Genomic DNA, 21,499 nt, shown 5'->3' with positions numbered 1-21,499 from the left:
CAGGAATGCAGGTTTTATTTATTGAAGTTGATCGTATGAAGGATCTCTCCTTTTCTGCTGATAGCCTGCACACAAACATTATCGGCCATGAGCGAAAAAGTCATGAACCCCTGTATCGGGGCAAAAAAATCGTAAGCGCCCCGCGGCTGTAGCTGCTCATTGGCCTCAGAACCCGCGCCGGAAATGAAATGCCGGGTATGCTTCCCTTTCGGATGCAGGTATTGCAAATGATGCTCATGCCCGCTGATATAAATATCCACCTTGTATTTTTCCAGCAAAGGCTCCAACGCATAGCGTATATATGGCGTATTCAGCGCCCTGTTACCCGCCGTATAGCAGGGATGATGGCCGATCACGATTTTCCAGCGGAGGTTACTGCTGGTATCGCTGAGGGTTTCTTCCAGCCAGCGGAGCTGCCGCGCGCTATCCTGCGCCTGTAGTTCTTTCCCATAGGGAGATGTATAGGCTTCCCGGTCAAGTGGGTTCGTATCCAGGAACACGAACAACGCCTCATTCGACCCGGCAATTTTCCGCTTAAACGCATAATAACGCGCAGGCATATGCCAGCGTTGACTCACTTTTGAATAATCCACCTGGGCCTGGGGATTGCCATGATAATCATGGTTACCCAATACGGCATACCATGCCCGGTGTAAAGGGTATTGATAAAACACATCCTCGAAAGACAGCCGCCAGAGCGGGTCCTGGGTGCTGGCTACCCCATCGGGATAAATATTATCGCCCGTGGCCACAATGAAACTGGCGTTGATACCGGTTACGGCCTGCGCTAAAGTAGCCGCCACATCCTTCTGAAAATATTCCCCTCCCCTGCCGAAATCGCCGATGACGGCAAATTCCAGCGCATTGTCGCGACTCGTCTGCCCTTTGATGAATCCGCCGCGGTAACCCTTGTTATATTCCGCCGTGTACTTTTTCGTTTGCCCGTGTACGTTAGTTGCTGCCAATAGCAGCAGGATAAAAATTGTTCTCATATGCCTCTCTTCCGGTTTAGTAACTCCCGCCCGCCGCTTGCGGGGGGCGGGAGCCAGTTCAATTAATAGCCGGTGTTCTGCGTCAGATTACCATTCAGGGTAATCTCCGTGGCCGGTATAGGATAAATACGACGGAAAGTTTCAGCATTGGTTTTAAAGCCCCAGGCATCTTCGTATTTGCCGAAGCGGATCAGGTCATTCCTGCGCCATGCTTCCCAGGCAAATTCCCGGGCCCTTTCCTCCAGCAGTTCCTCCAGCGTGATGTTGGTAACCGCAGGCGCTTTTACGCGGGTACGGATCTTATTTACCAGCACATCCGGCGTCTGCATTTCGCCCGCCACTGCGGTAGCCGTAGCGCCGCGCAGGATGGCTTCCGCTTTCATCATCAGCACGTCTGCCAGGCGGAATACCGGCACATCGTTGTTAGAGTTACGGGTGCTCGGATGCGTGTTTTTATCCGGGTAGTATTTGATGCTGCGCACGCCCCTGGCCTTGCCCAGTTCGTCGTTCCCCACGTCCATTGTTTCCACTTTCTTCAGCGGCATTTCCGGGGTGAACTCCAGCTGCCATTTGATGGTAGCGCCGGGGTCCGGCCCGTTGTACCTGTCATCCAGCCCCTTGTTGGTGGTGGTGATGTAAATCGGCGTGCCATCGAAGTTATACTGCTTGCCTGCCAGCCAGGTGCTGTTACGGATATCGTTTGGTAAATTAAATTTTTGGTAGAAAGAAGCAATCGTACTCATGGCGATACTCGGACGGAACGGCAGTTGGTACTTGCTCTGTAAGCCGGTGTGGAGGCCGAATCGGGCAAACTGACAGCCCTCGATTACGTTCGCATCATAAGGGATCGCGAAAATGGTTTCTGTAATCTGGGGACCATTATCCGGTGCGAAGATGGTGAGGTAGTCACTGGCAAGGCTATACTTTTTACCGGCCAGGATGCTATCGCCCATGGCCACGGATTCGTTATACATGCTTTTGTGGATGTACACTTCCGCATTGAGGTACATCTTCTGCAGGATAGCGAAAGCCAGCCATTTGGTAGGCCGGGAGTAGGTCAGCTGACCGGTGGTGCTGGTCAGTAAAGGCAGTACTTCTTTTAGTTCCTTTTCAATGAACGCGAAGATTTCCGCGCGGGAGGCCTGCTTCGGCAGCTCCGCGGTATTGAACTTGTCCATGAGCGGGATGTTGCCGTACAGGTCCATCATAAAGAAGTAATACAGGGCGCGCATTGCGCGGATCTCCGCCATGGCGGCCGGCTTGCTGTCGCTATCCGGCGCGTCCTGGAATACCTTGTAGATGCGGTTACAGGCATTGATGCCGCCGTAGCCCCACTGCCACACGCTTCTCACGGTAGGGTGATCTTTCGTATAGGTGTGCAGGTGAAGGAAGCGGTAATTGCCGCCATCGTCATAGTTACCGTCGCGGGCAGGGATAATCGCCTCGTCGGTAGAGAGCTCCTGCAACCGCCAGTAGTCGATCGCATAGCCGCTGGCCAGCAGGGAGTAGATAGGCCCTGATACGGCCACAAATCCATCCGGCGTTGTCGGGAAATTCTCTTTTACGTATTCGGACTCCACTTTCACATCCAGCTTGGTGCAGGCGGTAAAGGCGGTAGCTCCGAGGAAAGCGCTATATAAAAACAGTTTCTTCATACTTTATCGGTGTTAGCAATGATTAGAAAGAAGCATTCAGCCCCAGCAGGAAAGAGCGGGTCTTCGGATAAAAGTTATTGTTGTCGATACCCGGCGTCAGGCCACCCATGCTGATTTCTGGGTCCACGCCGCGGTAGTTTGTAATTACGAACAGGTTGTTACCGGAAACGTACACCCGTAACCGTTTGAGATAATTGCTGTGCAGGGGCACGGTGTAGCCGAGGGTCGCATTGTCTAACCGCAGGTAGGAACCGCTTTCGATATAGCGGTCGCTCAGTAGGTAGGCCCGGTCGTCCTTGGCGGACTCGGTGAGCGAAAAGTACGGCAGGTTGGTAGCTGTAGATCCATAAGGCGCGTTGAGGTTAGCCAGGGTCGCATTCAGAATCTGGTTGCCATACACGCCGCGGAGGAAGAAGTTGAGATCGAAGTTGCCATAGGTGATGCTGTTGCTCCAGCCGTAGAGCAGCTTAGGCTGGGCATTGCCGGTTTGTACCAGGTAGCTGCTGTTGTATTCGCGGGTGAGCGTACCATCAGGTTTATAGAACTGGGATAAACCATCCTTATCCTTGCCGGCGTAACGCATGGTGTAGAAGGTACCGAGGGGCATGCCTTCCAGCAGGCGCTGGGAATAGTTACCACTCTGGCCGCGACCGCCCAGGTCCGCCGTTTCAATATATTTCACAGAGAACATATCGTTGGAGAGGGATACGATTTCGTTCTTGTTATGCGCGAGGTTGGCGCTGGTGTTCCAGGTGAATTTACCTTTTCGTACAGGCGTTGCGTTTACCTGGAATTCGATCCCCTTGTTCTGCATTTTTCCTACGTTGGCAGTCAGCGTATTCACAATCATGGTGCTGGCTACGTTGTAGTTATAGATCAGGTCGGACGTCATTTTGTTGTACACGTCTACCGTGAATCCGAGGCGGCCTTTCAGCAGCGTCATATCCACGCCGATGTTGGTCATAGCGGTACTCTCCCACTTCAGGTTGGGATTGTCGTTCTGAATAGGCGCGATGCTGCTGAGGATATTACCGTTGTAATAGAATTTACCCTGCAGGTCGTAACGCATAACGGCGATCAGCGGATCAAAGCCCAGGGAGTTACCGGTAACGCCATAGCCTGCACGCAGTTTCAGATCGTCCAGCCAGCCGGCATTTTTCAGGAATGGTTCGCTGGAAACCTTCCATGCGCCGGATACAGCGGGGAACAGCGCCCAGCGGTTATTTGCGCCAAAGGCGGAAGAGCCGTCCTGGCGGAGGGATGCCTGGAAGAGGTATTTATCCTTATAGGCATAATTGGCCCTGCCGTAGAAGGAGATAAATCGTAAGGTAGAGATGCGGGTTTTGCCGTAGTCAGGGATATAGCCGGCAGGCGCGCTGCCATAGCTCAGGTTATTGCCCTGGGAGGCGTCTGACACGAAGCCCTGGTTGGAGGTCTGGAACCCGTCCCCGCGGCGGTCCTCCTGCCAGGAGTAACCGGCGAGGAGCTTCAGGTCGTGCTTTCCGAAACGGGTAGCATAGTTGAAATAAGTTTCCAGCAGGCTGCGGGTATTACCGAAGGCGCTGCGGATAGCGCGGCCGTTCAGGCCCTGGGCCAGTCCGGAGGCGCGACCGTTGTAGATATCGCGGTTCACCTGCTCATCCTGCAGGGAGAGGTTGAGCGTATAGGTCAGGCCTTCCAGCAGCTTCAGCTCCGCGCGGGCGTTGCCGAGCATGGTTTTGGTCTTCGTCTTGTCGGTATTGTTCACGATGAGCGATACCGGGTTGAGGTAGTTGCGGGTTCGTGACCAGTCCTCCTTAAAGGTACCATCCGGGTTGTAGACGCTGGTGGTAGGCAGGTAGGTCAGCATATTCAGGAACACCAGTTCCGGAATTTTATTTTCCGTGGTGATGCTGTTGCTGATAGCGAGGTTGAGTTTGAGGCGATCGTTAAAGGCCCGCTGCTCCAGGTTGGCGCGTACGTTGAGGCGTTCCATGTCGGACCCTTTCATGATGCCCTGGTTTTGCAGGTAGTTTATGCTTCCGTCGAAAACGGTCTTCTCATTACCACCCCCAAAAGAGATATTATGATTATGGGAAATTCCCTGCCTGGTAACCTCTTTCTGCCAGTCGGTATTGGCGTTATTTTCATCGGAGGGGTTGAGGGAGTTGCCGTTATCTTTCAGGAATTTGCGCAGTTCATCCGCGGTGAGCATGCGGATGCTGTTGGATACATTTTCCACTGCGCCGTAGCCGCTGTAGTTGATCCAGCTCTGGCCGGGTTTGGCATGGCGGGTGGTGATCATGATGACGCCGTTGGCGGCGCGGGCGCCGTAAATAGCGGTAGAAGCAGCATCTTTGAGCACGTCCATGGATACGATGTCCGCCGGGGCGATCAATTGAATGGAAGCTCCGGGTACGCCATCGATCACATAGAACGGTTGCTGCGCTTCCCCGCTGCGGAAGGTGGAAGGCCCGCGGAGGATGACGGTAGGCGTGGCGCTGGGGTCCCCGCTGCGGGTGACGTTGAGGCCCGGCACTTTACCCTGCAGCAGTTGCTCGGGGGAGTTGAATACGCCGGTGTTAAAGCTTTCCGCCGTAACGTGGGATACGGCGCCGGTGAGGTCCCCTTTGGTAGTCTGGCCATAGCCGACTACCACCACGCTGTTGAGCGTACTGGTATTTAATTCCAGCTTAACGTTAACGGACGTACGACCAGCGAGGGCGATCTTCTCCGGCTTGTAACCGATGAAGCTCAGCAGCAGGGTATCCCCGGAGGGATCCGCATTGAGCGTAAAGATGCCTTTTGCATTCGATACGGTCCCTGTCCCGGAGCCTTTTACCAATACGTTGACTCCCGGCAATGGCATGCCCGTAGCGCCCTCTGTCACGGCCCCGGAAATACTCGTCAGCGGCCTTTCTTTTCTCACCACCACAACCCCTTCATTAAAAATGCACTGGTAACCAGTACCGCGCAATAACTGCTTCAACACAGTTTCCACTGTTTGGCGTTTGAAGTCCAGCGGCTGCACTTTGATCTGATCCATGGCGGCCGCTTCATAAACGATGTCGATACCGGCCTGCTGGCGAAGCTGCTGCAGCGCCGCGGAAAGGCTGCCTTCCTTCACATGCAGTTCCTGCACAACGATGCGCTGCTGCGCCATTACGCGCTGCGCCGCGCCGAAAAACATAAGGGCATAGAGCGCCCCTGCACAAATCAGCTTTGTGCCCGTGGTGTTTAAAATTACAGTCATATTAGACCTGGTTAAATGTTATATGTTCAGGATGATCGTACGATATAGGTATCGTGTTCTTGTTGTTTGAAAATGACTTTTTTATCTGTCAGCTGCTGCAGCGCGCCCACTACCTGCCGTATGGTGAGCCGCACCTGGAAGGAACCGCTGACCCGGAGATCCACCTTATCCTGCAGGGTAAAGCGTACGGGATAATAGGCCTCCAGCATGGTCAGCACATCCGCCAGGGGCATGTTCTCAAAGCTGATGCGGTTATTGCGCAACGCGTCCATATCCCGGCCCGGCAGGGAGGTCGTGGTAATATGATAATCTTTCCTGCTGACCTGCATTTGCAGTTGAGGCGTTAGCGTGCCCAATACCTGCGACGCCTTGCTGACGCGTATTTTACCCGTGCTGACGCCTATGGCCAGCTCCTCGTGCCGCGGGTAGGCTTTGATGTTAAAGGAGGTGCCCAGGACATCCACCTGCAGGCTGTCTACCTGCACGCGAAAAGGATGGGCGTCATCCTGTTGGACGTCGAAGAAGACTTCTCCCTGTGTGAGTTTAATTTCCCGGTGGCGCGTGAAATCCTCCGCATAGGCCACCGTGGCGGCCGGGCCCAGGTAGAGGGTACTGTTATCCGGCAGGTTGACCACTTTGCGCTCGCCATTTTGCGTGGAGAGGGCGACGAACTTCAACTCCCGGGGCGGTTTGTCCCGGAGCAACAGATAAGCGCCTGCGCCCAGCAGGAGGAGGATGGCCGCTGCGGCCGCCCAGCGTATATGCATAGGCGTTAGCCTTGCCTGGCCGGTGCGCTGCCTTACCTGCGCCAGTAATTGCCGGCGCAGCTGCTCTTTGGCCTTGCCTGCCGGCATTTTGCCGGGGAAGGGATTGTTGGCGGCCATATGGTCCAGCCATTCTTCCAGGTGATCTTCCGGTATGTTTTCAAACGGGTGCTTGTTGCTCGGTTGCTCCAAAATCGGGTGTTTTATCAATAAGTTCCACAAGCGGAAGTTTTTAACTATCCGGAAATGCGTGTTAACATTTTGGTAATACGGCTATACGAAAAAGAGCAGTTTATGCAGGAGCGGGCGGGCTTTACGATAGGCGTTATTGAGTTGATTACGAACGGTTTGTTCGGCAGTGCCGCTACGGTGGGCAATTTCCCGGATACTGAGTTCCCCGAAATGGTACCATTCAAAGACCTGGCGTTCCTTTTCGGGGAGCTGGCGGAGGTCGCGATGGAAGTGCTGCAGCAGGTCCTTATCTTCCACCTTTGCATGCAACAGGGTGGTTCTCAGTTCGCTGTATTCGATAAATTTAGAGAGGTGTTTTTCCTTTAGTCCTTCATTCCTGAAGCGCCGCAGGATCAGCTTGCGGATAGCGCCGAAGAGGTAGAAGCGCAGGTCCGTATCCAGGCAGAGCGTATCCCTTCGCTCCCACAGGCTGGTAAAGAGGTCCTGCACGATATCCTGTGCATCTTCCTGGCTTTCCAGTACCCTGGCGGCATAGGTAAATAACTCTTCCCAGTAAGTGTTGAAAATCATTTCAAACACTTTGAAATCGCCATGTTTTAAGCGATCCAAATGTATATCCATTGAAGCAGACATAGTGAACGGACCGGGCAAAAATAACTGGCAACAATATAAGAAAAAACAACCGGCGTCAATGATAGCAATCAATTAACATTGACGCCGGCTGCGGGATCACTTCACTTCAATCATGGCCTTAATGACGCCTGTAGCGGGGTTTAGCCAGCTTGCAAACTCCTGGGGCGCCTGATCAAAGGTGCTGCGGTGGGTGATGTAGGTTTCCGGTTTGATATGGCCGTTGCGGATGTTGTCGATCACCAGGTCGAAATCCTCCCGGGTGGCGTTACGACTGCTCATCAGCGTAGATTCTCTTTTATGAAATTCAGGATGGGAAAAGCTGAAGGCTTCCTTTTGGAGCCCTATCAGCACATACCTGCCGCCATGGGCGAGGTATTGGATACCATCGTTGATGGCCCGCAGGTTACCGGTGGCGTCGATGACGACGGTGGCCATATCGCCCCCTGTTATTTCCGCCAGTTGCCGCACGGCATCCGGTTTACCGGCTACGATGGTATGCTGTATGCCCAGCTGCTCCCGGCAGAATGCCAGGCGGCTTTCGCTGATGTCCATGGCTATGACTTGGGCGCCGGCGATCCTCGCCAGCTCCATAGTACCGATGCCGATGGGCCCTGCGCCGATGACGAGTACGAACTCTCCCGGCTCTACTGCAGCGCGGCGAATGCCATGCGCGCCGATGGCGAGCGGCTCTACGAGCGCCAGGCTATCGAACCCTAGCCCCTGCCCGTGAACCAGGGCATCCTCCGGGACCTGGTAATATTCCGTCATGCCGCCGTCGATATGCACGCCGCAAACGTTGATGTTGGCGCAGCAGTTAGGCTTTTCCCGACGGCAGGCAATACAGCTGCCGCAGTGGAGGTAAGGAATGAAGGTAACCGCTTCCCCGACAGTGAAGCCGGTGGCTGGATCTACCTCTTCCAACACTCCTGATAACTCATGCCCTAATACCCGGGGATAGTTAAAAAACGGCTGGGTACCCTGAAACGCATGGAGGTCGGTACCGCAAATGCCTATACGTTTTATCCGAATGATCGCGTGTCCTTTTTTGGCTACAGGTTTTTCCCTGTTTTCCCAGGCAAAGCTGCCCGGCGTGGAACATACAAGTGTCTGCATGTGAAGTATTTGACTGTACCTGGCAAAGGTAAGCGGAGGGGTAGCTGGGGTATAGGTTAAATCGGACTTCTTTTTATACAAATCCGACTTTTTTACCCCTCCGCCTCCTTCCTAAAACGCTTCCAGGTAAGCGAGGTATGCAGCTTCGCCCTGCCTGATCCAATCAGGAGAGGCGTTCAGTTCCAGGCCATACCAGGCGAAGAGCGGCTGGTAATCTGCCCGTACGTACTGAAATGTTATTTCGAAAGGGGCCGTCAGCTGGGCCAGGGTATATTTGTACTTTGCGCCCGGCGCATACTCTGCCTCGGCTACGCCAACAGACATGGCCAGGGCTACTTTTTTCCCGCCCATTTTATACCCGCTTTTGCTGCCATAAGCCCATCCGTAAGTCAGCACTTCGTCCAACCATTGTTTCAGCAGCGGCGGACAGTTAAACCAGTAAAAGGGAAACTGGAAAATGACCTTATCATGGGCTTCCAGCAGCTGTTGTTCTTTGGCCACATCGATTTGTTTGTCCGGATAGGCCTGGTACAGGTCGTGCACGGTGTATTTTTCAGGATACCGGCGCAGGGCCGCCACCCATGCTTTATTGACTACTGACTTTTCCATATCCGGATGCACTACAATGACTAATGTTTTCATATTACCAGTTTTGAAATCTTCCAAGACGGCAAAATTACAGCCACTACCTCCTATTTTGTATCTTAGCAACCGAATGTATGGTACTGACAAAAATGTAAGTATTATGACCCGTATTAAGAAAACATCCACTAACTACGAGAATAAATTACAGCTGGCCGAATGTGCGGAGGTATATGCGGCCATGATGCTCGGCGGCCGATGGACATTGGTGATCTGTTGCCACCTATCCGCCGGCAAGATGCGGTTTGGAGAGCTCCGCAAAAAGATACCGGCGATTACTGAGCGGATGCTGACCTTGCAATTGAGGAAGATGGAGCAGCATAAACTGGTGCTGCGTAAAGTATATGCGGAAGTGCCGCCAAGAGTGGAATACGAATTATCGGAGAGCGGGAAAAAACTAATTCCCATCTTAATTTCCCTGGAAACCTGGGGCCGGCAGCACCGGGAATTCCTGGATCAGGCGTCCGCATGCGCCTGCGAGCAATAGCACAACCCTTGTACGCCATTGCCGGCGTACAAGGGTTGATAAGATTTATCAGGCTTCATGTTTCAGCACCAGGTTGATCATCAGTTCCAGCTGATCTTCATTACTGCCGTCTATCCGGAAGTTCCGGAAGATGATCCTCCCCTGCTGATCCAGCAGGAAGTTCACCGGGGCTGCCTGGCCGTTGTTCAGGTTGCCCTTGTTTCTGCCTGGCTGATCTTCCAGGGGGGTAAAGCTGTAACCGCTGCCTTTCAGGAACGGCAACACGTAATCATTCTGTTCGGATACGATGTTGATGCCTACGTAATCCACGGGTTGCCCCTTGTATTTTCGGATGACATTTTCGAAATGCGGAAACTCTCCTCTGCAGGGGCCGCAGCCGGGGAACCAGTAGGTCAGCAGCACTACTTTACCTTTATAATCCGCCAGGGAGGCCGGCTTGTTGGTGAAGTAGTTCCTCAGGCTAAAATCAGTCGCTTGTTTGGCGGAGTCCTGCAGGCGTTGCCAGGTTTCGTTACCCACCTGCGCAGCGGATTTGCCCAGTTGCTGACCATAGCCCAGCATACCTTGATACAGTTTAGTACCCGGGTTTTTCCGGAATTCAACCAGCAGGCTGTCGTACGCGGCGCTTTTGCTGCGAAGTGCCAGGGCGGCGGCTTTCCGTAACACCACGTATTCTTTCGCAGTGCTATACCAGGGCAGGTTCACGGTGTTCAGCTGCGTCAGCGCAGCCGGACCATCGCCGGCGGCTATCAGCTGATTAGCGGCTACTATGGCTTTGGCAGTAGCGGCTTTGCTCTCCCAGCCTTTTTTATCATCCGGTATTTTTTCCGCCATCTCGTTGGCCAGCGTCACTGCTTTTGCTGCATCTTCCTCTAACAGGAGGTTGTAGTAACTGCTCATACCGCTGGATGACCAGCTGAATTTAGCCGGGTCATAGCTGTTTTTCAGCAGTTCAAAAATCTTCAGCTGGTAAGCAGTTCCCTTACCGCGGACGGCCAGCCAGTAGAGCGCCTGCGCGCCACGATCATGATTGGGAAAGCGCCTGGCCACGTCCAGTATCATGGCTTCGTGTTTGGCGGGGTCTTTTTCCCGCATACCTTCCGCATAGTAGAACGCGTATTGGGCATTATTCGGATCCGCCTCTGTGGCTTTGCGTAGGTATTCCGTGCCTTCCTCGAATTTACCCCAGCGCTGGGCATCCATCCATAAACCGCCCCAGGCTTCTACGTAGGTGGAATCGAGCGCCACGGTTTTTTCCAGGTAGGGCTTGGCTTTCGGGCTTTCTTCATCGAGGTAGGCCGCTGCCAGCGCATACGGTACATTTGGATTTTTAGGGAATTGCTTCATCCATTTCTGGTACTGTACCACTACAGCGGGGTTGTTGATACCGATACTCCGGATGAACGCTTCATGATAGGAAAGACTGTCCGGATGCGCCGCCACTGCGGCCGCCAGCTTTTTCAGCTCCGCGAGGCTTACCTCCGGCTTGTCTTTTTTCTTCTGCCCAAAAACCAACCCCGACACGAGGCTGCCGGCGAGGGCCAGTGCAATTATTTTATGCATGGTTGTTTTGCTTTTATGTTTTTAATATGGGTTTTGGAGAATCTGACCGTTACTGCTGTTGATCTCAACGGTGTTGATCGGCACCAGCATCCGCTTTGCATCCAGGGTGTACGTCTTCGGCGTATTAACGTCGATGCCGGTGGCGGTCATGTTATAGAAGTCGCGCACCACGCTGATTTCATCCCCGGTGTACTCGTTCACGCTGAACCGGCGGATATCGTACCAGCGCATGGTAAACGGCAGCTCTCTCCTTCTCTCGGCCAGCACCTGTTTAATGGCATCATCCTTACCGTTGGCGGTTAAAGGCGTATAGTTGACCAGGCGGCTGGCTCGGAGGATGTTCACCGCATCCATGGCGCCGCCGGCATTCCCCTGCCTGGCCAGCGCTTCCGCCTTATTCAGCAGCACTTCCGCGCGGGTAAAGCCTGCCGGCGCGTAATAACCGGTGTTAAAGAAAGTATAGCGTGTAGTCGCCGGCGTTACAATGGAAAACTCGCGGCCGCCGTTGGGGATAAACAGGAGTTTATAACGGAGGTCGTTTGCCGCATCGTAACTGTTGATCAGCGAAGCGCTGGGCGCGTACCAGGAGCGGTTGTAGGTATAGCGGCTGTAATACATCTCCTTCCAGTAGAGGAAGTTCTGAGCGGACCAGGTGAACAGCTCGCTGTATTGCAGCGTGGCGGCCGGGTTGCTATAGTTCCGGGAAACGCCCGGCTTGATGGTTTTAAAATCCACCAGCTTCACGACGGATGATTGCAGTGCGAGGTCCGCCTGCTGTACCGCCTTCGGATAATCGCCCGTAAAGAGGAAATACCTGCTGCGGAAAGCTGCGATGGCTTTTTTACTCACGCGCCAGGCCCTGCGTGGGTCCACCTCATCGTACGCTACTTTTTCCGCTTCTGCGATATCGGCCAGGATGAAGTCGTACGTTTCCTTCAGGGTGGCGCGTTGCAGGCTTTCGGTGTATTCAATGGTTTTCTTGAGCGGCAGTCCAAGCGACTGCAGGTTAGCCTCCGCGTACGGCGCGCAGTAATAGTTAGCGAGCGTCCAGTAGGACATGGCGCGGATAAAATGGGCGTCCGCCTTTACGCGGGCGCGGGTAGCATCGTCGCCCGTTACTTTATCGATATTATCCAGGACGAGGTTGGCGGTGAAAATCTTCTTGTATTCCCCATTCCACAAATCATCGGAGGCGAGGCTGGCCACGCCGTCCACGCTGTTGATATAATATTGCAGGCTGTTGAAACTGAAAGCGCCGGGATTGAGGCGGTAGAGGTTACGGCTGATTTCATAGTCATCCGTGGAGAAGCTGGCCGTTTGGTTGGTTTCGTATGCAAACAGCGGCGCATTGTCTACCAGCGCTTCCAGCTGGGAAACCGTTTTGATACTTACCTGTTTGTTCGGCTCTTCCGCCAGATATTTTTTACAGCCTGCCAGCGCGATTGCCGCGGCCATGATCCATGCTGTTTTTTTCATCTTCATCGTCATTTCAGGTTAGAATTGAAGGTTTACGCCAATGGTATAAGTTTGCAACGGCCGGTTGGTACCCGGCAGCCAGTCAGGGTTGTAGCGGTTTTTGTTCGCCGCCCAGATGAGGCCGAGGTCACGGGACTGGATAAACGCTTTGGCGTTGGCCAGGTGGATGGCATTGGCCACCTTGCGGGAGAGCGCGTATTCCAGCGTCAGTTCCTTACACTCGATGTAGGAAGAGCTTTCCACCAGGGAACTGAGGAAAGGCGCGTACCTGTCCCACAGGTAGAGCTTAGGCTCATTCGGCCGCGCAAAGCCCGGGATGTTGGGATCCCCGTTCATCACATCCTTCACCCAGCGGTTGACGGACAGTTTCCCGGAGCCGACCATAGTCGGGTAGTAGAACGTTTGGTTACGGAACACGCCGCCCATTTTACCCGTAAAAATTGCCGTGAGGGTGAAGTTCTTCACCTGGAGAGTATTGACCCAGCCCAGTGTATGCGGCGGCGTGGTTGTGCCTTCATAATTCAGGAAAGGCAGGCCCAGCGCGGTGTTGTACAGGGATACGTCGTTGAAGCTGAACGGCGCTCCTTTAGGCCCCACCACGTGCGGCACGCCATTGATCATACCTGCATAGGAAAACGAATAGAGAGAGTTCACCGGGCGGCCTTCCACGAAAGCGCCATCCAGTATCTGGTAGGTGTACAACAATGGATTATATAAGCTGTTAATACGGTTACGGTTATACGCATAGGTAACGGTAGTAGAATAGCGTACAGGCGTATGCGGTATCTGCACGTTTGCGCCCAGGCTTACTTCTATACCGCGGTTGGTGATACCGGCATTGTTGAACTTCTGCAAAGTGGTACCAGTAGCCGCCGGCAGCGCAATATTGCCGATGATGCCGTCCCCTACTTTATTGTACACATCTACGGAGCCGAAGAGCTTATTGCCGAAGAATGCGTAATCGATACCCAGGTTGGTGGTGGTTGTTTTTTCCCAGCGCAGGCCCGGGTTACCGTTGTTGGCCACGGAAGCTGTGATGGTGCCGGTGCTGGTATTTAGGCTGCTGCCCACATTCAGCAACGCCTGCGTGGAGGTAGAGCGTTCCACATTCCCATTTTTACCGTAGGTAAGGCGCAGTTCCAGCCGGTCGATATTTTTGTGGCGGTTCACGAAATCTTCCTCTTTCAGGTTCCATTTTGCGCCGAGGGACCAAAGCGGCGACCAGCGTAGGCGCGGATTGTCTGTAATGAAGTTGGAAGCGTCGCTTCGGATACTTCCCGAAATCGAATACCGGTAGTTATAGGTATAGGAAGCGTTGCTGTAGAAAGAAACATATTTATCCTTCTGCCAGCCGAACACCGGGTTGGCGCCTGCTATAGTGGTGGGATAGCCGGTAAAATCGGTGATGGGTGACAGGGAACCACCGTAGCCATAAGGCGGCACCGTTGCCTGCAGTTTATCGGCGGAATAGCCGTAGGCATAAGGGCTCGCTAAAGTGTTGGTGGTATATTGGGAAATTTCCATACCCGCTATCGCGGAGACGGCGTGCCTGCGGCGGAACGAGCGGTCGAAATTGAATTGATTACGCAGCAGGAAGCTTTCCACATCACTACGGCTGACGTCTTTATCCCCTATTCTATGCGGCTTAAGGATACCACCCTTAGGGATATACGATTTGCCGGTGGCGCCGGTGTTTGTATTGTATTCCGTCATGCGGTTGACAAGACTGCGAACGTAAAAGGTAGACTCGTCGTAATAGTCCGCATAATCAATCCGGTTACGTTCGTACTGCACGCGGGAGTCGAACGTGAGGCCTTTCATAAGGCGCAGCTTCAATCCCGCCTGGATGCGCGCGTTCAGGCTTTCGTTGGTGAGCCTGCGGCCCCGTACATCCTGCAGCAGGTTATAGGACCAGTTGCTGTACGGGAATTTAGCGGACGGGATATGTTTCAGCTGCTCGCGGTTAAAAGTGTTCAGGTTTACGCTGTAGGAACCATCCGGGTTAAGGAGGGTTTCGTAGGGCGATAACCCTTCCAGTTCGGACACCGTAGCGCCGCTGGTTTCCGCCTTGCGGTACTGCAGGTTAGCACCGATGGTGAATTCGGCAAACTTCGCCAGCCGGAAATCATTTTGCAGGTTGAGGATATAGCGGTCGTAACTGTTTTTTTGGAAGTTGCCTTTATTGTTTTCGTACATAATGGAGGCGTAGGTTTTAGACCTTTCGCCGCCGCTGCGGATGCTGACGTTGTATTGATTGAGCACGGCCCGTTGCATGAGCAGGTCGCGGAGCTGCCCGCGGTTGTTGATTTTGCTGAGGCTGTCGAGCCCGGCGTTCATGGCCTGTTCGCTAATCAACCCGTCCCGGTTGCCGTAAATCAGTTCCTGCGCCAGGGTCAGCGAGTTTACAATATCGCTGAAGCCACCTGCGTAGGGAGAGAACACCCAGTTATTTTTATACGCCAGTTTTTCGTAGGCTACGAAATCCGCGGAGCTGGCCTGGGTCATGAGCTGATCCAGGTCCGCCATGCGGGAGATGCGCGTGAAAGCGGAAGCATCTACCTGCAGCTTGCCGGCGCTTTTGGATTTTTTGGTGGTGATGACGATGACGCCGTTGGCGGACCTGGCGCCCCAGATGGAGGCTGCCGCTGCGTCTTTCAGCACTGTTACGGATTCCACGTCATTGGGGTTGATATCCGAAAAGTTGCTGGTCGACACGGGGAATCCGTCTACTACGACGAGTGGCCTGCGATCCCCGTACAGGGAGGTGTTGCCACGGATCAGGAGGTCCATGCTGCCATCCTCGTTCTCCTTCGTTTGCATACCGGCTACGAGGCCCTGCAGGGCGCTGGAGAGGTTGGAGGTGGGGCGGCGGCTCAGCACATCGTTGCTGACGGTGGAGAAGGCGCCGGTGGCCCTTTCCCTGGAGATGGACTGGTAACCGGTGACCATTACCTGTGCCAGCGCAGCGGCGGCCGGCTCCATGCGCACGTTAACGGAAGTGCCGTCCGTCGTTATTTCCAGCGGTTTATAACCGATATAGGAAATGATGATGGTCGCATTTGCCGGCGCATTTTTAAGGGTGAACTCCCCGTTGCCATCCGTGCTGGCGGTGGCATTACCGCCTTTGACGCGGATGGTGGCGCCGGGCAGCGGGTTCCCGTTCTCATCCGTCACCTTTCCTTTGATGATGGCGGCAATAGCTTCCGGGATGAGCACCATGGGCTTGCGGGAGAAGATGATATCCTTTCCGTCTATACGGAAATTGAGTGGCTGGTCTTTCAGGACGTTGGCCAGAAACTCGGCCAGCGGCTGGTTTTGCGCGTGTACGGTTACCGGTTTGACATCTGCCAGTAACTCCTGGTTGTAGAACACTACGTAGCCGGTTTGTTGTTTGATCACCGGGAAGAGACGCTGTAAAGGTACATTGTTGGCCGAAAAACTGATGGACTGGCTATAGCCCATCGCCTGGGCGCTCATAAAAGCGGCGGTCAGAAAAAAGGAAGCGGTTAGTTTCATGACTAACGATTTTTTAAAGTAAGGCTTCCGGAATTTCGCTGCTGACGCCGGCCATGACTGCTGGCCGGACATAGCATTCCCTCGCCACATCGCAGATTTTTGCATAACTTGCATTGTGTGGTTGATAAATAAATGACTTCCTCAACGGTCAGAAAGTGTCCGCCACGTCAGGGCCGGGGTGGTGCAAACACCTGCGGCCCTTTTTTAGCGGCACGGATGTAATAGTTGGTGTTTAATTCATAATCTCCTCCTGATTTTGGTGAGTAGTAAGCAAAAAGTTTCCTTACCGGCGTTATGCCGGCGTTCCGTGCTGTAAGTAATAAATAGTATGTTGTTGACCTCTTACGGCAAAACTGTCAGCTTGTTGCCCTCCAAACGGAAGTGCACTTCATTGTCCTTCAGTGCTGTTATTATCTGGCCCAGGCTTTTGCTCCTGCTTAACTCGCCGCCAAAGCGGATATTTTTTACATTTCCTTCATATACTACGTCTATATCATACCATCGTTGTAATTCATTCAATACCTGTTGCAGGGTGGCTCCGTCAAAATTGAAATAGCCGTTTTTCCATGCCAATGTTTTATCAGTATCGGCTTTATCGACCAACATCTGCGTAGCGGTTAGTATGGATACCTGACCGGGTTTCAGCACTACGGGGCTGATCCCCTTTTGATCCGCCGATACGCGTACGGCGCCGTCTACCAGGGTGGTGCTGATCTGGCTGGCCGCTTCGTAGGCGCGGATGTTAAAGCGGGTGCCCAATACTTCCACCACCGACCTGGCAGTGGCTACCACAAAGGGCTGCTGCGGGTTGGGCGCTACCTCGAAATAGGCCTCGCCGGTAACGGTTACTTTCCGTTGCGGCCCGGTGAAAGCCGTGGGATAGCTGAGGGAGCTGGCAGCGTTTAGCCATACCCGTGTGCCATCCGGCAGCTTGAGCTGGAACTGGCGACCCCTGGGCGTAGTCAGGGTATTGGTACCGTTGGCGGCGGCGTTACCGCTGGCATATACCAGCTCGTTGCCGGCTTTGCTGATGCGGGCGCCCGCCTGGCGGATGGTCTGGTTGCCCAGGCTATCCACTTTTACGATGCTGCCATCGGCGAGGGTGAGCGTTACCGTACCCGTAGCCGGCATTACCGGTTGTTGTATAGCCGTTGCGGTGGGCGTATGCGGCAGGCGCTGCGCGCTTTGGTAATACCAGAGCGAGCCCGCAGTAACCAAAACCAGTATGGCGGCGGCATACGGGAGGCGCTTTCTCCATTTCATGGCAGCTACCTTCCCTCCCGGCTTTACGTTGCCGTACAGGGCGGCCAGTTGCGCCGGACTGCTGCGCGGGCCCGTATAGGGCGTTTGCAGCGTGGTTTCCCACAGCTCTTCTATTGCCGCGGTTGGGTAATGCGACCGTAGCTGCTGCTGTAAAAGCTGCATTTCTTCCGGCGTGATGGCATCATCCAGGTATTTTTGAAATAATATTTTGAAGTCAGTATCGTTCATGGTGGCTTAGATTCAGCTTCTCTTATTACAATGACGGAGGAGCGGGAAAAAGGAGAACATTATTGCTCAAAAAATTTTTACGGCCGCAAAAAATAAACGGAAAGGCAGAACAGTAAAGGGCCGCCGTGTTCCAGGATATATTTGCGCAGGGCGGCCAGGGCCCTTACCATATAAACTTTTGAGGACATGGGCGTAATGTCCAGCTCCCGTGCGATGGCCTCGTGCCGCATGCCCTGCAACCGCGCCATGGTAAATACCTGCCTGAGTTGCGGCTGCAGGCTGTCGATCGCCTCCTGCAACAGGTGTTGCAGCTCTTTATTTTCCAGCAGGTATTGCGGCGTAGCGTCGTGATAGCCGGCATAAGCTTCCAGGTAGCCGGCATTCTCTTCCCGGAAAACTTTATTTCTCAGGTGGTCGTGTATTAAGTTACGGGAGATGGTAAAGAGAAAGGCAGGGAAGTTTTGTACGTCCGTTAGCTGGGCTCTCCTGGCCCATACCCTGGCAAACGTTTCCTGGGCGATATCGGTGGCCAGTTCCGGAGATTTGGTCAATCGCAGTGCGGCATGGTGGAGTTGATCCCAGTAGTGATAAAACAGTTCCTGAAATGCAGCCTCGTCATCTTCCGACAAACGCCGGAGCAATTCTTTTTCATTTACTAAATGTTCCATACAATACGGCCACTACACACAGTTGGTTGGTTGAAAGGTCTAAAATAGTAAAAAATGGGTGGTTTTAAAATTAGTATTGTTGCGGACGCGTAATTACGCAGGATTTTGTATTTTCATCCGGTAATATTTGACTATGAAAGGATTCTCATTTTTTTTCCTGTTACTTTTCAGTGTGGCGGCGTTCGCACAGAATTCCGTGAACAACTATAAGTATGTGCTGGTACCTGAAAAATTCAGTTTTCAGAAAGAGGCGCACCAGTATGGTTTAAACACCACTACGCAGATGGTGCTGAACGGCATGGGCTTCGAGGCCCTGATCGACGATAAGGAGCTGCCTACGGATATCGCCGGCAACAAGTGCAGTGCGCTGATTGCCGATGTGGAGCAGCGTAAAGCCGTATTTGTGACCAACCTTACGCTCACGCTGAAGGATTGCCGGGGGAATGTGCTGTTTAAAAGCAAGGAGGGCAAAAGCCGGGAAAAAGACTATGGCGCTGCGTATAACGAAGCGCTGAGAGATGCCTTAAGCTCCCTGCAATCGCTGAACTACGCTTATAATGGCACGGTGCAACCGGCAGCGGCCAACACGGCATCCGCCCCTGTGGCGGCGGCGCCGCAGACGGTAGCCTCCGCGCCAGCCCAGCCTGCTCCTGCCCCGGCAGCCCCGGTAGCGGCAGCCACTGCTGAAACGAAAAACAACGGCGCTACGCTGTATGCGCAGCCTACGGAAACCGGTTATCAGCTGGTGGATACTACGCCAAAGAAAGTATTGAGCCTGTTTAAGACTACACTGGCGGAATATTTTATTGCTGATAACGGGACTGATAAAGGCGTACTGTTCAAACGCGGTGGGGAGTGGTACTTTGAGTATTATAAGGATGGGAAGCTGGTGTCGGAAAAAATGCAGATTAAGTTTTAGCATGAGCGGATGGTGTTGAATAGTAGGAGCGCTGGCTGATGAACAGCATTAAAATGCTACCGGTGTTAAACACCAATACCGCTGGCTGATATATCCAACAGTCACCCAGCCCCTTCATAACAACACTCTCCCTCAAAAATATAAGGCGCTCCGGCGCCTTTTTCTTTTCCCCCAACCCCAACAACCCCATTATTAGTAAAATTGCTCTAATTTTGGCCGATTCAATCCAAGAACGATATAATGGGGTACAATAGCTTACAAGACTGCATCAATGATCTGGAACGACACGGACACCTGATCCGTATTAAACAGGAAGTAGATCCCTACCTGGAAATGGCCGCCATACACCTGCGCGTGTACGAACACGGAGGGCCGGCCCTGCTGTTTGAAAATATCAAAGGCAGCAAATTCCCGGCGGTATCCAACCTGTTCGGCACGCTGGACCGTTCCAAATTCATGTTCCGCGATACGCTGGAAAAGATCAAAGTACTTGTAGATATTAAGGGCGATCCCGTAAAGGCCATCAAGCACCCTTTCCGCTACCTCAACGTGGCCGCCACGGCCCTCTCCGCCCTGCCCATGAAAACAGGGAAAAACGCGCCCATCTCCTATGGCCGTACCAGCATCAGCGAACTGCCGCAAATTGTGAACTGGCCGATGGACGGCGGTCCCTTTGTGACCATGCCGCAGGTGTACACCGAGGACCCGGATAAGCCCGGCATCATGAACGCCAACCTCGGCATGTACCGCATTCAGCTGGCCGGAAACGATTACATCCCCAACCAGGAAATAGGATTGCACTACCAGCTCCACCGCGGCATCGGCATCCATCAAACGAAAGCCAATGCCAAAGGGCAACCGCTGAAGGTGAGCATCTTCGTGGGCGGCCCTCCCTCCCATCCGCTGTCCGCCGTAATGCCACTGCCGGAAGGACTTTCCGAAATGACTTTCGCCGGGGCGCTGGGCAACCGCCGCTTCCGTTATTTTTACGACGACGAAGGCTACTGCATTTCCGCAGATGCGGACTTTGTGATCACCGGTACCGTGATGCCGCATGAAAACAAACCGGAAGGGCCTTTTGGGGATCACCTGGGCTATTACAGCCTCACTCACCCCTTCCCGCTCCTGAAAGTGAGCCGGGTGTACCATAAAAAAAATCCCACCTGGTCGTTTACCGTAGTAGGCCGCCCGCCGCAGGAAGATACCAGCTTCGGCGCGCTGATCCATGAGATCACCGGCAATGCCATCCCACAGGAAATCCCCGGTGTAAAGGAAATTCATGCCGTGGATGCCGCCGGCGTGCATCCCCTGCTCTTTGCCATCGGCAGCGAGCGTTACACGCCTTACCTGAAAGAGCGCAAACCACAGGAAATACTCACTATCGCTAATCATATACTGGGCAGCAATCAACTTAGCCTGGCCAAGTACCTGTTCATCTGCGCGCAGGAAGACGATCCTTCCCTGCATACGCACGACATTGCGAAATTCCTCCTGCATATGCTGGAACGCATTGACACGACGCGGGACCTGCATTTTTACACCAACACCACCATCGATACGCTGGATTATTCCGGCAGCGACCTGAATGCCGGCAGTAAAGTAGCCATTGCCGCAGCGGGAGAAAAACGCAGGGAGCTTTGGAAAGAAATACCTGCTTCGTTCAGTGTACCAAGGCCGTTTGGCGCGTTTAAGCTCGCCCTGCCCGGCGTTGTTGCAGTGGAGGCGCCGGCTTATGGCAGCGAAGCGGAAGCAGCCGCGCAGCTGGGCATCCTCAACGACCACCTGGAAAACGAATCACTGGAAGGCTTACCGCTTATCGTATTATGTGATGACGCCGGCTTTACCGCAGCGAATATCAACAACTTCGTTTGGGTAACGTTTACGCGCAGTAATCCTTCCCACGATATCCATGGCATTAACAGTTTTATACGGCATAAGCACTGGGGCTGTAACGGGCCGGTGATCATTGACGCGCGGATTAAGCCGCACCATGCGCCGCCGTTAATTCCTGACCCTGCGGTGGAAAAGCGGGTGGATGAAATGGGGAAGAAAGGTGGCGTGTTACACGGGATTATATAATGGAAAATATTACAAAGGGAGCAAGGTTGCTCCCTTTGGTTTTTAGTAGCTTACACGGTTACGGGGCCAGCAAAAAA

15 protein-coding genes are annotated in these 21,499 nt (G+C 53.6%); 3 read left to right on the top strand and 12 right to left on the bottom strand.

Annotated elements, in window-relative coordinates; all coding sequences use genetic code 11:
* Positions 1-14 precede the first annotated feature (14 nt).
* The 7 genes from BOC67_RS10750 to BOC67_RS10720 all read right to left on the bottom strand — a co-directional run bounded on the left by BOC67_RS10750 (position 15) and on the right by BOC67_RS10720 (position 9,223).
* On the bottom strand, positions 15-992 hold the full coding sequence (locus BOC67_RS10750) for a tartrate-resistant acid phosphatase type 5 family protein (protein WP_291910145.1): 978 nt from the start codon (positions 990-992) through the stop codon (positions 15-17).
* Positions 993-1,054: 62 nt separating this feature from the next.
* Positions 1,055-2,647, bottom strand: coding sequence for a RagB/SusD family nutrient uptake outer membrane protein (locus BOC67_RS10745; protein ID WP_291910144.1), 1,593 nt, complete (start codon positions 2,645-2,647; stop codon positions 1,055-1,057).
* A gap of 22 nt (positions 2,648-2,669) precedes the next feature.
* Complete coding sequence (locus BOC67_RS10740; protein WP_291910143.1) at positions 2,670-5,879, bottom strand: SusC/RagA family TonB-linked outer membrane protein; 3,210 nt, start codon at positions 5,877-5,879, stop codon at positions 2,670-2,672.
* A 26-nt stretch (positions 5,880-5,905) separates the two neighbouring features.
* Positions 5,906-6,835, bottom strand: coding sequence for a FecR family protein (locus BOC67_RS10735; protein WP_291910142.1), 930 nt, complete (start codon positions 6,833-6,835; stop codon positions 5,906-5,908).
* A gap of 81 nt (positions 6,836-6,916) precedes the next feature.
* On the bottom strand, positions 6,917-7,456 hold the full coding sequence (locus BOC67_RS10730) for a sigma-70 family RNA polymerase sigma factor (RefSeq protein WP_291910140.1): 540 nt from the start codon (positions 7,454-7,456) through the stop codon (positions 6,917-6,919).
* 108 nt (positions 7,457-7,564) lie between these two features.
* A complete protein-coding gene (locus BOC67_RS10725; RefSeq protein ID WP_291910139.1) occupies positions 7,565-8,581 on the bottom strand; it encodes a zinc-binding alcohol dehydrogenase family protein in 1,017 nt (338 codons plus the stop codon).
* Positions 8,582-8,692: 111 nt separating this feature from the next.
* Positions 8,693-9,223 carry an NAD(P)H-dependent oxidoreductase gene (locus BOC67_RS10720; protein ID WP_291910138.1) on the bottom strand — a complete coding sequence of 177 codons (531 nt, stop codon included), beginning with the start codon at positions 9,221-9,223 and terminating at the stop codon, positions 8,693-8,695.
* 103 nt (positions 9,224-9,326) lie between these two features.
* On the opposite strand from BOC67_RS10720, the gene BOC67_RS10715 reads away from it, so the two are divergent.
* On the top strand, positions 9,327-9,710 hold the full coding sequence (locus tag BOC67_RS10715; protein ID WP_291910137.1) for a helix-turn-helix domain-containing protein: 384 nt from the start codon (positions 9,327-9,329) through the stop codon (positions 9,708-9,710).
* Positions 9,711-9,758: 48 nt separating this feature from the next.
* Here BOC67_RS10715 and BOC67_RS10710 read toward each other — a convergent pair whose 3' ends face one another.
* From BOC67_RS10710 to BOC67_RS10690, 5 genes are all read right to left on the bottom strand, one after another.
* Positions 9,759-11,273, bottom strand: a complete 1,515-nt coding sequence (locus tag BOC67_RS10710; protein WP_291910136.1) for a redoxin family protein — start codon at positions 11,271-11,273, stop codon at positions 9,759-9,761.
* A 21-nt stretch (positions 11,274-11,294) separates the two neighbouring features.
* Positions 11,295-12,749: a RagB/SusD family nutrient uptake outer membrane protein gene (locus tag BOC67_RS10705; protein WP_291910135.1), complete on the bottom strand. Its 1,455-nt coding sequence runs from the start codon at positions 12,747-12,749 to the stop codon at positions 11,295-11,297.
* An 18-nt stretch (positions 12,750-12,767) separates the two neighbouring features.
* On the bottom strand, positions 12,768-16,265 hold the full coding sequence (locus tag BOC67_RS10700) for a SusC/RagA family TonB-linked outer membrane protein (RefSeq protein WP_291910134.1): 3,498 nt from the start codon (positions 16,263-16,265) through the stop codon (positions 12,768-12,770).
* Between the two features lie 342 nt (positions 16,266-16,607).
* Positions 16,608-17,756 carry a FecR family protein gene (locus BOC67_RS10695; RefSeq protein WP_291910133.1) on the bottom strand — a complete coding sequence of 383 codons (1,149 nt, stop codon included), beginning with the start codon at positions 17,754-17,756 and terminating at the stop codon, positions 16,608-16,610.
* Between the two features lie 77 nt (positions 17,757-17,833).
* Positions 17,834-18,424 carry an RNA polymerase sigma factor gene (locus tag BOC67_RS10690; RefSeq protein ID WP_291910132.1) on the bottom strand — a complete coding sequence of 197 codons (591 nt, stop codon included), beginning with the start codon at positions 18,422-18,424 and terminating at the stop codon, positions 17,834-17,836.
* A gap of 133 nt (positions 18,425-18,557) precedes the next feature.
* Here BOC67_RS10690 and BOC67_RS10685 point away from each other — a divergent pair, with 133 nt between their 5' ends.
* Positions 18,558-19,343: a hypothetical protein gene (locus tag BOC67_RS10685; protein ID WP_291910131.1), complete on the top strand. Its 786-nt coding sequence runs from the start codon at positions 18,558-18,560 to the stop codon at positions 19,341-19,343.
* 240 nt (positions 19,344-19,583) lie between these two features.
* On the top strand, positions 19,584-21,422 hold the full coding sequence (locus BOC67_RS10680; RefSeq protein ID WP_291910130.1) for a UbiD family decarboxylase: 1,839 nt from the start codon (positions 19,584-19,586) through the stop codon (positions 21,420-21,422).
* The last annotated feature ends 77 nt before the right edge of the window (positions 21,423-21,499 follow it).

Source organism: Chitinophaga sp. CB10 (assembly GCA_001870995.2).
Lineage (GTDB): Bacteria > Bacteroidota > Bacteroidia > Chitinophagales > Chitinophagaceae > Chitinophaga.
Note: the sequence above shows the minus strand (reverse complement) of the source record. Positions and strands in the feature narration are given on the sequence as shown.